The 13,084-nt window shown below is 63.2% G+C and carries 8 protein-coding genes and 1 pseudogene; 1 reads left to right on the top strand and 8 read right to left on the bottom strand.

Annotation, left to right across the window (positions count from 1 at the left end):
• The 3 genes from fusA to rpsL form a co-directional block, all read right to left on the bottom strand.
• Positions 1–1,927, bottom strand: a 1,927-nt coding sequence (gene fusA / locus V7E26_RS25750; protein ID WP_324421740.1) for an elongation factor G, incomplete at its 3' end; no start/stop codon positions are given.
• Positions 1,928–1,956: 29 nt separating this feature from the next.
• The gene (rpsG, locus tag V7E26_RS25745) at positions 1,957–2,427 is read right to left on the bottom strand and encodes a 30S ribosomal protein S7 (RefSeq protein ID WP_028349061.1); all 471 of its coding nucleotides are present in this window, start codon (positions 2,425–2,427) and stop codon (positions 1,957–1,959) included.
• Between the two features lie 15 nt (positions 2,428–2,442).
• Positions 2,443–2,814 (bottom strand): 30S ribosomal protein S12, encoded by a 372-nt coding sequence (rpsL, locus tag V7E26_RS25740; RefSeq protein ID WP_027536823.1) that lies wholly within the window; start codon positions 2,812–2,814, stop codon positions 2,443–2,445.
• 665 nt (positions 2,815–3,479) lie between these two features.
• Here rpsL and V7E26_RS25735 point away from each other — a divergent pair.
• Positions 3,480–4,682: an FAD-dependent oxidoreductase gene (locus tag V7E26_RS25735; protein WP_324421739.1), complete on the top strand. Its 1,203-nt coding sequence runs from the start codon at positions 3,480–3,482 to the stop codon at positions 4,680–4,682.
• Between the two features lie 23 nt (positions 4,683–4,705).
• Here the strand turns inward: V7E26_RS25735 and V7E26_RS25730 are convergent, their stop codons facing one another.
• From V7E26_RS25730 to V7E26_RS25710, 5 genes and pseudogenes are all read right to left on the bottom strand, one after another.
• The gene (locus tag V7E26_RS25730; protein ID WP_324421738.1) at positions 4,706–5,497 is read right to left on the bottom strand and encodes an MOSC domain-containing protein; all 792 of its coding nucleotides are present in this window, start codon (positions 5,495–5,497) and stop codon (positions 4,706–4,708) included.
• Between the two features lie 12 nt (positions 5,498–5,509).
• Positions 5,510–7,528, bottom strand: a complete 2,019-nt coding sequence (locus tag V7E26_RS25725) for an ABC transporter ATP-binding protein (protein ID WP_324421737.1) — start codon at positions 7,526–7,528, stop codon at positions 5,510–5,512.
• 147 nt (positions 7,529–7,675) lie between these two features.
• Entirely contained in the window at positions 7,676–9,730 is a 2,055-nt protein-coding gene (locus V7E26_RS25720) for an FAD-dependent oxidoreductase (RefSeq protein ID WP_324421736.1), read from the bottom strand.
• Positions 9,731–9,973: 243 nt separating this feature from the next.
• Entirely contained in the window at positions 9,974–11,071 is a 1,098-nt protein-coding gene (locus tag V7E26_RS25715) for a helix-turn-helix transcriptional regulator (RefSeq protein WP_324421735.1), read from the bottom strand.
• 147 nt (positions 11,072–11,218) lie between these two features.
• Positions 11,219–13,084 (bottom strand): annotated as a pseudogene (locus V7E26_RS25710) (DNA-directed RNA polymerase subunit beta'); the annotation flags it as partial.

Genomic DNA, 13,084 nt, shown 5'->3' with positions numbered 1-13,084 from the left:
CGTTGATGACGTTGGCGTTGCCGCGCATGTCCTGGCCCTGGATCTGGCCGCGCCGGGAATTCAGGTCGCCGATGACCGAACCGGTGTAGTCTTCCGGGGTCACCACCTCGACCTTCATGATCGGCTCGAGCAGAACGGACTTGCCCTTCGTCAGCGCTTCGCGGAAAGCGGCGCGCGACGCGATTTCGAAGGCCAGCGCCGACGAGTCGACGTCGTGATACTTGCCGTCGACGAGCTGAACCTTGACGTCGACCACCGGGAAGCCGGCAACCACGCCCGAGCCCATCACGCTGTTGAGACCCTTTTCGACGCCGGGGATGTATTCCTTCGGCACCGCGCCGCCGACGATCTTCGACTCGAACTCGTAACCCTTGCCGGGCTCGTTCGGCTCCACGATGATCGACACTTCGGCGAACTGACCGGTACCACCGGTCTGCTTCTTGTGGGTGTACTTGACTTCAGCGCGCTTGGTGACTCGCTCACGGAACGCCACCTGCGGCGCGCCGATGTTGGCGTCGACCTTGTAGGTGCGGCGGAGGATGTCGACCTTGATGTCGAGATGGAGTTCGCCCATGCCCTTGAGAATGGTCTGGCCGGACTCCTGGTCGGTCGACACGCGGAACGACGGATCCTCCGCGGCGAGCTTCGCCAGCGCGACGCCGAGCTTTTCCTGGTCGGCCTTCGACTTCGGTTCGATCGCGATTTCGATCACCGGTTCCGGGAATTCCATCTTTTCGAGGATCACCTGCTTGTCGGGATCGCACAGCGTGTCACCGGTGCGCGCTTCCTTCAGGCCCGCAAGTGCCACGATGTCGCCGGCATAGGCTTCCTTGATGTCTTCGCGATTGTTCGCATGCATCAGCAGCATGCGGCCGATACGCTCTTTCTTTTCGCGGGTCGAGTTCACCACGCCGGTACCGCTCTGCAGGATACCCGAATAGATGCGGCAGAAAGTGATGGTGCCGACGAACGGGTCGTCCATGATCTTGAACGCGAGCAGGGCCAGCGGCTCCTTGTCGTCGGCCTTGCGCACGACTTCGTTGCCGTCATCGTCGGTGCCCTTGATCGCGGGCACGTCTACGGGCGACGGCAGATAGTCGACCACGGCGTCGAGCAGCGGCTGCACGCCCTTGTTCTTGAACGCCGAGCCGCACAGCACGGGATAGAAGGCGCCGGTCAGCACGGCCTTGCGGATCAGACGCTTCAGCGTGGCCTCGTCGGGCTCGTTGCCGTCGAGATAGGCAGCCATCGCGTCGTCGTCGAGTTCGACGGCGGCTTCGATCATCTTCTCGCGGTATTCCTTGGCCTGGTCGACGAGGTCGGCCGGGATGTCGACGTAGTCGAACTTGGCGCCGAGCGATTCATCGTTCCAGACGACGCCCTGCATCTTCACGAGGTCGACGAGACCCTTGAAGTTATTCTCGGCACCGATCGGAAGCTGGATCGCGATCGGCTTGGCGCCGAGACGGTCGACGATGTCGGCCAGACACTTGAAGAAGTCGGCGCCGGTCTTGTCCATCTTGTTGGCGAAGACGATGCGCGGAACCTTGTACTTGTCGCCCTGGCGCCAGACGGTCTCGGTCTGCGGCTCGACGCCCTGGTTGGAGTCGAGCACGCACACGGCGCCGTCAAGCACGCGCAGGCTGCGCTCGACTTCGATGGTGAAGTCGACGTGGCCGGGGGTGTCGATGATGTTCAGGCGCTTGCCATTCCAGAACGCGGTGGTCGCAGCGGAGGTGATCGTGATGCCACGCTCCTGCTCCTGCTCCATCCAGTCCATCGTCGCGGCACCTTCGTGCACTTCGCCGATCTTGTGGCTCTTGCCGGTGTAATAAAGGATGCGCTCGGTGGTCGTGGTCTTACCGGCATCGATATGCGCCATGATACCGAAGTTGCGGTAGTTCTCTATGGCATGAACGCGGGGCATGGGCTGTTCCTTAAATCCGTTCTTCGCCGTTACCAGCGATAGTGTGAGAAGGCTCGGTTGGCTTCCGCCATCCGGTGCACGTCTTCACGCTTCTTGACGGCGTTCCCCCGGTTGTTCGACGCGTCGAGCAGCTCGGCCGAGAGCCGCTCCGTCATCGTCTTTTCGTTGCGCTCGCGCGCTGCGGTGATCAGCCAGCGAATGCCCAGCGCCTGACGGCGGACCGAACGGACTTCGACCGGCACCTGGTAGGTGGCGCCACCGACGCGGCGCGACCGCACTTCGATGGTCGGCATGACGTTTTCCAGCGCCTGCTCGAACACGGTGAGCGGCCCCTGCTTGGTCTTGGCCTCGATCATGGCGAGCGCGCCATAGACGATGTTTTCGGCGGCGGACTTCTTGCCGTCGTACATGATCGAGTTCATGAACTTCGTAATGATGATGTTCCCGAACTTCGGGTCCGGGTTGACTTCACGCTTTTCGGCAGAGTGGCGACGAGACATCTGGTCAGTTCCCGCTTACTTCGGACGCTTCGCGCCGTACTTCGAACGACGCTGCTTACGGTTCTTGACGCCCTGGGTATCGAGGACGCCGCGAAGGATGTGGTAGCGAACGCCGGGCAGGTCCTTGACGCGGCCGCCGCGGATCATGACCACCGAGTGCTCCTGGAGGTTATGGCCTTCACCCGGGATGTAGCCGATCACTTCGAAGCCGTTGGTCAGGCGCACCTTGGCGACCTTGCGAAGCGCGGAGTTCGGCTTCTTCGGGGTCGTGGTGTACACGCGCGTGCAAACACCGCGTTTCTGCGGCGACTGCTGCAGCGCCGGAACCTTCTTGCGCGACTTCTGCACCGTACGCGGATTTGCGATCAGCTGGTTGATCGTCGGCATGTAGCCTTCACCCTTTAGTTCGCGCGAAACCTTGAATGGCTTTCGCAAATTCTTCTCGGAACTAGCCGTTCCGTTCGGCCCGCCTCGCACGAAGAAAAAACCTTCACGCAAAACGAAATCGCGCCAGCCGCCCATCGCTGGGCGGAAAGCGCTTCGACGCCACAGAGGACCGCGAACAACGACCGATCAGCTTGCGCTGTCCGGCCCATCGAGGTCATGCATCCGAGTTCAATCTCAAGAGGACGTGCTCAAGAGAACCAAAATCGTCCTGGCATTGCCTAGCAGTATGATCGACAGCGTTTGAGCGGCATTCGTCGAGGTTGGTGCCCGTCTCGGTCCAAAAAGGATTTGATGGGTGTTCCGTTCCGACGCTGGCGTTGCTCACCGCCTGTCGTTAAGTGGCCGTCTTCTATAAGCGGTGGATAGCTAAGTCAAGCAAAAGGAGAACGCTGGAAATGCCTATGGGGGCAGCGGATTTGGCGCTTCACCGAATTCGGGAAGTCCGAAATTGTCAGGAGCCTGCCCCCTCGCCTGCTTCTTCCCGACCGCTAATTTTACCCGGATAAATACGCTTATAAATGGCAAACTGGCCTGAAGCCGGTTCCGCATAAGCATTTGTTTGCCTTTCCGGGTGCAAAAATGTCGCACCCCGGCCGAGATTCCACATGCGATACACCGACATTGCGATCATCGGGGGTGGCCTTGCCGGCTCGACCGCGGCCGCCATGCTCGGGCGCGCGAGAATTCCGACGGTCCTGATCGACCCGCATCAGGTCTATCCCTTCGACTTCCGGGTCGAAAAAATCAGCGGCGATGAGCAGGTCGGCCGCTTCTACCAGACCGGAATCGCCGATTCGGTGCTGCGCTCGGCCACCCATGACGGCGAGAACTGGATCGCCCGATTCGGCTACCTGCTCGACAAGAAGCCGAGCCGCCAATACGGCATCATGTACGACGCGCTGATTACCGCCATCAGGGCCGAAATCCCGCCTCCCGCCGAACTGATCTACGCCAAGGTCGTCGACGTCTCGACCAGCGCCGAGCGGCAGAAGGTCGTCTTGTCCACCGGCGAGGAGATCTCGGCGCGGCTGGTGGTGCTGGCAAATGGCCTGAGCGTCGGGCTGCGCCGCAATCTCGGCATCGAGCGCCAGGTCCTCAGCGCCGGCCACTCCATCTCGGTCGGGTTCGACATCGTGCCGGTCGGCCGCCCGGCCTTCGAATTTCCTGCGCTAACCTATTTTTCCGAACGGGCATCGGCGCGTGCCGCCTATGTGACGCTGTTCCCCATTCAGAACCGGATGCGGGCCAATTTTTTCGTCTACCGCGAACTGGACGACCCGTGGCTGCGCGAGATGCGGCACCGGCCGGTCGAGACCATGAATGCCGCGCTGCCCCGACTGCGGCGGATCACCGGCGAATATGCCGTTGTCGGCGACGTCAGGATCCGGCCGGCCGACCTCTATGTCTCGACGGGGTATCGGCAGGCGGGCGTCGTTCTGGTGGGCGATGCCTTCGCGGCGACCTGCCCGGTGACGGGCACCGGCACCGACAAGGTGTTCACCGACGTCGCGCAACTCTGCAACGTCCACATCCCGGCCTGGCTTTCCACCGAGGGCATGGGCGCGGACAAGATCGCCTCCTACTACGACGATCCGGTCAAGCAGGCCTGCGACGCGTGGTCGATGGGAAAAGCCATCAGCTTCCGCAAGGTCACGGTCGAGACCGGGCTGTACTGGCGGGCGCAGCGCTGGGCGCGTTTCCTCGCGTGGTTCGGTGAAGGCGCCCTGCGGCGGATGCGGAGCGGGATCAGCGCGCAAGCAAACCGCCCTCCTCACTCCTCGTCATCCTCGCTGTCGTCGTCGGCCTGACCGGCCGCATTGTGCGGCGTGAACTAATCCAGAAGAACGATCTCGTCACCCGGGCGAATCAGACCTTCCACCAGCACGGCGGCGTAGACGCCGGCTGTGCCGTCATGATTCTTTGCCACATGGCGCAAGATCTCGGGATTCTCCTCGAGCGTATCCGGATCAATGCTGATCATGCGGCAACGGATATCGCGTTCCAGGATGTGGACCGTCAGTTTCTGACCGATCCGCAACCGCCGGCCGACGAATGCGTCTTCGCCGAAGCTTTCACCGGAGTTCAGATCGACATAGAGGTTTTCGCGAAAGCGACGCTTGTCGAGCGTCACGCCCACCGCCCGGCCGATTCCGTCAATGGTCTGGGTTGAAAGCAACGAAAGCGGGCGACAATCCGTCATGGCGCGTTCCGAGCGGATGACGGTCAGTTCGGAAGCGTCGAGTTGATCGCCTCCGATCAGACCCGGCAGCGCCGGATCGGACGCCGACAGGGTTTTTCCGTTCGGCGTTTCGATCTCGAGCGCCAGGTCTTCGCTGGAGGGAAACAGCGGTGTCAGGCCGGGGCCACGGGTTGCTGCTTCGGTCAGGTTGCCTGGTGCAAGTGTGCGCTGGGGATGGCGAAACCTCGGGCGAAATCGCAGCATTTCCCTGCTGCTTCGTGCGGTGAGGAATGGAAAGCCCTTGGGCGCGGTCGCATGATGGACAGCGTAGAGCCGGTCGCCGAGCAGGCCCGCGAAGCTGACATAGGCCTCGGGCAGCGATTCTCCCGGCATGCTCTTTACCGGGTAGCGCCAAACGCTTTCAATCCGCCCGACGACCTTCATGACAATTCCAGACTACTCCTCGTCATCGTCATCATCCTCATTGTCGTCGTCGGCCTGAGAGACGGCATTGTGCGGGGTATGGCCCTGGTCGTCCCAGAGCTTGCGATAGACGCCGCCCGCCGCGAGCAATTGGACATGCGAACCGCGCTCGATCGCCTTGCCGCCTGAAATCACGATGATCTCGTCCATCTCGACCACCGAGGTCAGGCGGTGCGTCGACCAGATCATGGTGCGCCCCTCGGCGACGTTCAGAAGCGTGCGGTTGATCGCGGCTTCCGTGGTCTGGTCGAGCGCAGAGGTCGCCTCGTCGAGCAGGAGCAGCGAGGGATTGCGGATGATGGCCCGCGCGATCGCGATGCGCTGGCGCTGGCCGCCCGACAGCGTGTCGCCGCGCTCGCCGACCGGCGTGTCGTATTTCTGCGGCAGGCTCATGATGTAGCGGTGGATCTCGGCCTTGCGCGCGGCCTCCTCGACCTCGGCGTCGGTGGCGCCCTCCTTGCCGAGCCGGATGTTCTCGCGGATCGACATGTTGAACAGCATGTTCTCCTGGAACACGATCGCCATGCCCCTGCGCAGCGACTCGCGGGTGACGCGGCGAATGTCGACACCGTCGATCGTCACTCGCCCCTCGTCCGGCACGTAAAGGCGCAGGATCAGGTTGAGCAGCGTGCTCTTGCCGGAGCCGCTGGGGCCGACGATCGCGATGCGCTTGCCGACATTGAGCTTGAGACTGAAATTGTCGAGCACCGGCGTCTGGCTGCCTTCATAGGCGAAGGTGACGCGCTCGAAGGAGATGTCGTTGGTGAGCGGCGGCAGATCCGGCGCGCCCGGCCGGTCGGCGCCGCGGGTCGGCTCGTCAAGCAGTTCCTGGATGTGCCGCACGGCGGCCGCGGACTGGATCGATACCGGAATGAAATGCATGAGATGGGCGATGTTGTAGGACACCTCCCAGAACGCGCTCTCGAAGGTGACGAAGGTGCCGATGGTGATCTGGCCCTTGGTGGCGAGATAGGCGCCGATCGCCAGCACCACGAGGTGCAGCAGCAGCACGGAAATGGTGACGGTGCGCTCCACCATGGTGGAGAGAAAGACGGCGGACGCGGTCTTGATGCGCACATCCTGGTTGCGCATGGTGAACCAGCCGAGCGTGCGGCGCTGCAGGCTGAAGGCCTTGACCACCGCCTGCGCCGCCACGTTCTCCTGCACGGTACCCAGCAGCGCCGCCTCGTTCAGCTTCTGCTCGTAATTCGCCTGCACCGCCTTCGGCGTGAGAATCCGCGGCCCGATCAGCGTGATCGGAAACACCAAGAGCGCCACCGCCGCGAGTTGCCAGTTCAGGAACAGCATCAGGATGATGCCGGCGATCAACTCAAAAAATGGCAAGGCGGCGCTGTTGGCGAAGGTCTTGACCGAGCCTTCGAACGCCGCCAGGTCGATCGAGAAGCGCGAGAGGATTTCGCCGCGCTTGGTGCGTGCGAAATAGGACGACGGCAGGTTCTGGACGTGCTCGAAGATCCGCGTGCGCACGTCGGCAATGATGCTGGCCGCAAGCCGCGCATCCCAGCGCTCGTACCAGACCGCGATGATCGAGGTGATGATGCCGGCGACCGCGAGCACGCCGAGGATCTTGTAGAGCGCCTGGAAATCTTCCTCGCCGAGCGCGTCGTCGATCAGGAATTTCAGGCTCAGCGGCATGATGACGTTGAACAGCGTCTCGACGAGAACGCCGAAGGTCACGAAGGCGAACAGCTTCCGGTAGTTGCCGAGATACGGCCTGACGAAGCCGACGATTGTCGCCATCGCGCCGGCGGCTTCCCTGGCGGTGTAGACGACGAGGTCCTCGTCATCATCATCGTCGTCGTCGAGCTCCAGCTCGTCCTCTTCGTCGTCCTCGTCATCGTCGGCAGGCGCCTCAGTCGCGTTGCCGCCGGCGACCGGCGCAGCCGTCCCGGCCGCGAGTTTCCCGGCAAGCTCAGGATCATCCGCGGCAACGGGCGTCTGATCATCCGAAGAAGGAGGCTTGGGCGCCATGAAACCAACCGATGCTGCACGGCCGGCATGACCGCAAATCGAGCGAGGCAACGCAGAAACGCTGCCGCGGCGATCCTATGCGATCGAAATGAATTCGGCAAAACAAATGGAACGGCCGGTTCTGATCGATCAGAACCGGCCGGAGCCTCAATCCTCGGCTTCGACCTTGTCGAAGAACGAATAGCGCAGACTGTCCGCGTCGGCGTACCACCGGCCCGGCCCCTTGTTGGCCGCCAGCGTCGCCGCCCACACCGCGTCGGTGCAGTCGCGGCGGTGCATCGCGAGGTCGAAGCCGGCGCCGAAGAACAGTTCGGACCATTCCCACCAGGTGCCGAGCTTCTTCACCCCGCGCAGCAGATCGTAACGGTCGATCAGCGCAGGCGCCATGTCCGACGTTACCGAACCGAACACCAGCCCGGTCTTCACGACGCGGTTGAGTTCGCGCACCGCGCGCGGCACCTGCTTTTCGGAAATGTGACAGAGACTGGTCTCGAACACGAAGTCGAACGTGTCGTCCTTGAACGGCATGTCGACGATCGAGCCAAGCTTGTTGTACTTCTTCAGCGCCTTCGGCGTCCTGGCGTGAATCGCCTTGTTGTTCTCGATGCCCCAGGCATCGATGCCGCGTTCGCGCAGCGCCCCGACCAGTTCGCCGCTGGCGGAGCCGGCGACGAGCAGCTTGTAGCCCTTCGTCCGGTTCCAGACGATCCTGATCAAATCCATCAGATAGGCCGGATCGGTAAACCGGCTCCAGACCTCGCTGTAGGGCCCGACGCCGCGGTAGTTCTGGAAATAGTCGCGATCGATCTTGTCGGACGACGGCTCGCCCTGTTGCGTGCGGGCGCGGCGCAGCCGCATCATCTCGGTCAGGATGATGTCGGTGGCGGCATCGGAGGAGTCGAGCAGACCGTTGAGCGTCGAATCGAACAGGTAGTCGCCGACCACCACGATCCCCGGATGCTCCTTGGGCTCCGGACGATGGTTGGTCATGACGTCGCGCACCGGCAGGCCGCCGGGCAGCGCGTTCACCGATGACAACCAGCGATGGATCTTGCCTTCCATGAAATGATCGCGCGCATTGCCAAGCGAAGGCGGCAGCGATTTCAGCGCGGCGTCGATCAGTTCCTGATCGCTGAGATTGGCAAAGGCCAGCGCGTCCGAGCCCGCGATCAGCCAGTTGAGCACGCCGTGCCTGCCGACGTCGTGACGGGCGCCTTCATTGTAGACGCAGCAGCCGCCGAACGCTTCCGACATGAACCAGGAGCCCGGGATCTTCTCGCCCCAGAACGGCTCGTCGAACAGAATCGAAACCCGCAGGTAATGCGCCGGACGGTCGAAATAGGCGACATGCTTGACCATCGACTTGCGCAGCTCTTCGCCGTCCCACCGCATGGTGGCGAGCCAGGAATGCGGCAGGCACATCAGCACCAGGTCGAAATCCCTGACCTCTGGCCCCTTCCCGTTCATCATGTTGAGCTGGTAGCGGCCGGATGCGGTCTTGCCGACCTTGAGCACGCGATGATTGAGCTGGATGTCGGCATCGACTTCCGAGCGCAGGCACTCGATCAACTGCTCGTTGCCGTTCTGGATCGAATACAGGCCGATATAGCCGTCGATATCCATCACGAAATTCTTCAGCGCGTTGAGGCCGTTGGTATTGTGGCTCTCGGTCGCGATATCGGAGCGCGCCATCACCTTGAAGAAGCGCTTGGCGGTGGGATCGGCGACTTCCTCGTCCAGCACCTCCTCGCAGGTCTTGAAGGCCCAGGGGTGCTCGTTGTCGTGGGCGCCGACGCCCTCGTAATATTCGATCGGCGACACCAGGTCGGAGCAACGCTTGCGGAACGCCTCGATGGCGGCCGCAGTCTTCTCACCATATTTGCGGCGCATGCCCGGCACGTCGCCGAGCAGTTCGCCATCGAGATGCACCTGCTCGGCATCCATCGGGATGGTCTGCAGGCCGAAATGCTGGATCAGTTCCCGCAACGGATCCGGGCCGGTCATCGAATAATCGTAGATCTCGGCAACACCCGCCTCATACATCGCCGGCGCAGTATCGAATTTGCGCGAAACGATCTTGCCTCCGAGACGGTCGGACGCTTCGTAGATCGTGACGCGGCAGAGATCCCCGAGCTTCTTTTTCAGATACCAGGCGCTCATCAGCCCGCCGGGGCCGCCGCCTACGATTGCAAGATCCAACATGTCGTTTCCGTCGCCCTCCGGCTCCCCCTGCCAGATGGGGAAATCAGCCGGTCTAAACCGCATTAGCAAAAGCGCTTTTCACCCTGAAGGGAAGATGAACAAAGCAGGTCCTCGCAACGCAGCAATTAAAGAAAGCAGCAAAATGGCCGGCTTGCGCCGGCCGTTTGTCTTCGCACCGTATTCTTGCGGAAGCGTTATGCCGCCCATGCGGACCGGCCGGGCCGCTTCCGGAATCGGGGCCTTCTAGCTGCCGGGTACCGCCTTTCCAGCGAGCAGGCTGACCAGTTCCTGCTGACGCGAAAGGCCGGTCTTCGACAGCACCGCCTTGAGCTGGCTGCGCACGGTTTCCCGGTTGACGCCGGTCGCGTCCGCCAGTGCGTCGATGGTCTCGGCCTGGCCGATGCCCCGCGCCACCCGCGCTTCAGCCGGCGTCAGGTCGAACAGGCCCTGCAGAACCTTCGCGGTCGGCACCGCGGCGCGGTCGACCGGCGTCACCACCAGAAGCGCGGTGGCCTGCGTGAAAATATCGCGCGCGGAACGCCTGACGGGAATGACATGCAGCACCATCGGCACGTAGGCCGCGGTCGCTGCGACCGGCATGGACTTCACGGTGCGGCTGCCGGGCAAAGGCAGCGTATCCAGCGCTTCGGCGAGCAGCGCGTCGGCCGCAAGGTCGGTGACCGTCACCCGCGCCGCGCGATCCTGGAACAGCGCAGGTATCAGCCCATCGAACAGGCCGTTTGCCGCCAGCAGCCGGCCGCCTCCGCGCAGCACCGCCGCCGGCAAGCCCAGCGCCTGCAAGGCGTCGACCTGGGCGCGCGCGCGCTCGAAACCGAGGCGGTTTGCCGCCAGCGAGGCCCGCGCCAAATGCGGCCGCAGCCCGTCCAGCAACTGGACGACCTGCTGCGGCACCGGGCCGTGATCCTGATGCCTTGGCAGCACGAGCGCTATTGAATCGCCGCTCGGCATCGGAATCAGCGTCCCGGCCCGGTAACCGATGCCGTGCTTGCGATAGAAGTTGCAGTAGACGTCGTTGGTCGCAATCTCTTCCTCCGTGAGGAGGTCATAGTCGGTAACGAAGCCGGCGCGATTGAGCGCAATGGCGCGCGGCAGAAGCGGATCGCGCTCACTCCATCCCTCCTGCAGGAAAATCGGCATGATCTGGTCGTATTCGACGGAATTGACCGCGCAGACATAGCCATCGCGCACGCCGAACAGAAAGCCGCCATCGCCGCCGACCGCAGCGCCGAGTTCACCGAGCAGAGCCGGCCAGAGGGACGGAACGAGTCCCGCCTCGTAGATGCGGTCGATCAGGGCTTCAAGATGAGCCACGTCGCTCATGGGCATCTGCAAACATACCATTGCGGGCAGGACTCATCCCTCAACTGATAGCAGGCACAACCCGTCCGGGTGAAGACGCGATCCCTGCACCGCGAAAAGAAAAAGCCGGCCTTTCGGCCGGCTTTTTCATCAGTTGGGACGGAACCTCTACTCCGCCGGCGGCAGCGCCAGCGGTTCGGCTTCCGGAGCCGTCGGCACGATCGCCGACTGCTTCTCGCGCTCGTCGAGGATCAGGCGGTCGCGCTTCATGGCGACTTCGCGGATCTTGGCCATCGAGGCGCCGGTGCCCGCCGGGATCAGGCGGCCGACGATGACGTTCTCCTTGAGGCCCTCGAGCGGGTCCACCTTGCCGTTGACGGCGGCTTCGGTGAGCACGCGGGTGGTCTCCTGGAACGAGGCCGCCGAGAAGAACGAGCGGGTCTGCAGGCTCGCCTTGGTGATGCCGAGCAGAACCGGCGTTCCCGTGGCGATCTTCTTGCCCTCTTCCCTGGCCTTCTCGTTGAGCTGGTCGAACTCGATCTTGTCGACCTGTTCGCCCGAGATCATGTCGGTGTCGCCCTGGTCGGTGATCTCCACCTTCTGCAGCATCTGACGGACAATCACCTCGATGTGCTTGTCGTTGATGAGCACGCCCTGCAACCGGTAGACCTCCTGGATTTCGTTGACCAGATAGGCAGCGAGTTCCTCGATGCCCTTGATCGCCAGAATGTCGTGCGGCGCCGGATTGCCTTCGACGATGAAATCGCCCTTTTCGACGATGTCGCCGTCCTGCAGATGGATGTGCTTGCCCTTCGGGATCAGGTACTCCCTGGTCTCCTCGGTCTTGTCCATCGGCTCGATCGAGATGCGGCGCTTGTTCTTGTAGTCGCGGCCGAAGCGGATGGTGCCCGCGATTTCCGCGATGATCGCCGCGTCCTTTGGCTTGCGAGCCTCGAACAGTTCGGCCACCCGCGGCAGACCGCCGGTGATGTCACGCGTCTTGGCGCTTTCGGTGGAGATACGCGCCAGGATATCGCCGGCCTTGACCTTGGCGTTGAGGTCCACCGACAGGATGGCGTCGACCGACAGCATGTAGCGGGCATCGCCGCCACGCGCCAGCTTGAGCACCTTGCCGTCCTTGCCCTTGACGACGATCGCCGGACGCAGGTCCGCGCCGCCCCGCGACGCACGCCAGTCGATGACGACGCGCTTGGCGATACCGGTGGATTCGTCGAGCGTTTCCGAGATCGACTGCCCTTCCACCAGGTCCTCGAACCCGATGGTGCCCTCGACTTCGGTGAGGATCGGACGGGTGTACGGATCCCATTCCGCGATGCGCTGGCCGCGCTTGACCATGTCGCCCTCGTCGACGTGCATGCGCGCGCCGTACTGGATGCGGTGGGTCGCACGCTCGGTTCCGTCGGCATCGACGATCGCAACGACCATGTTGCGCACCATCGCGACCAGGTGGCCTTCGCTGTTGCGGGCGATGGCCTTGTTCTTGATGATGACCTTGCCGTCGAAGTTCGACTCGACGAACGACTGTTCGTTGATCTGCGCCGCGCCGCCGATATGGAACGTACGCATCGTCAGCTGCGTGCCGGGCTCACCGATCGACTGGGCGGCGATGACGCCGACAGCCTCACCGTGGTTCACCGGCGTGCCGCGGGCCAGATCGCGGCCGTAGCACTTGCCGCAGATGCCGTTGACCAGTTCGCAGGTCAGCGCCGAGCGGATCTTCACTTCCTGGATGCCGGCCTGCTGGATGGCGTCGACATGCGTCTCCTCCATCAGCGTACCGCGCTTGACCACGACCCTGTTGCTCGCGGGATCGCGCAGATCCTCGCCCGCGGTGCGGCCGAGAATGCGCGACGCCAGCGAAGCTACGACCGTGCCGGCATCGACGATGGCGCGCATCTTGATGCCGAGCTTGGTGCCGCAGTCATCCTGCGTGATGATGCAGTCCTGCGCGACGTCGACCAGACGGCGGGTCAGGTAACCGGAGTTCGCGGTCTTCAACGCGGTGTCCGCGAG

Source organism: Bradyrhizobium sp. (assembly GCF_036735945.1).
In the GTDB taxonomy this organism is placed as follows: domain Bacteria; phylum Pseudomonadota; class Alphaproteobacteria; order Rhizobiales; family Xanthobacteraceae; genus Bradyrhizobium.
The sequence above is the reverse complement of the archived record's forward strand: the minus strand, read 5'-3'. Positions and strand labels throughout refer to the sequence as shown.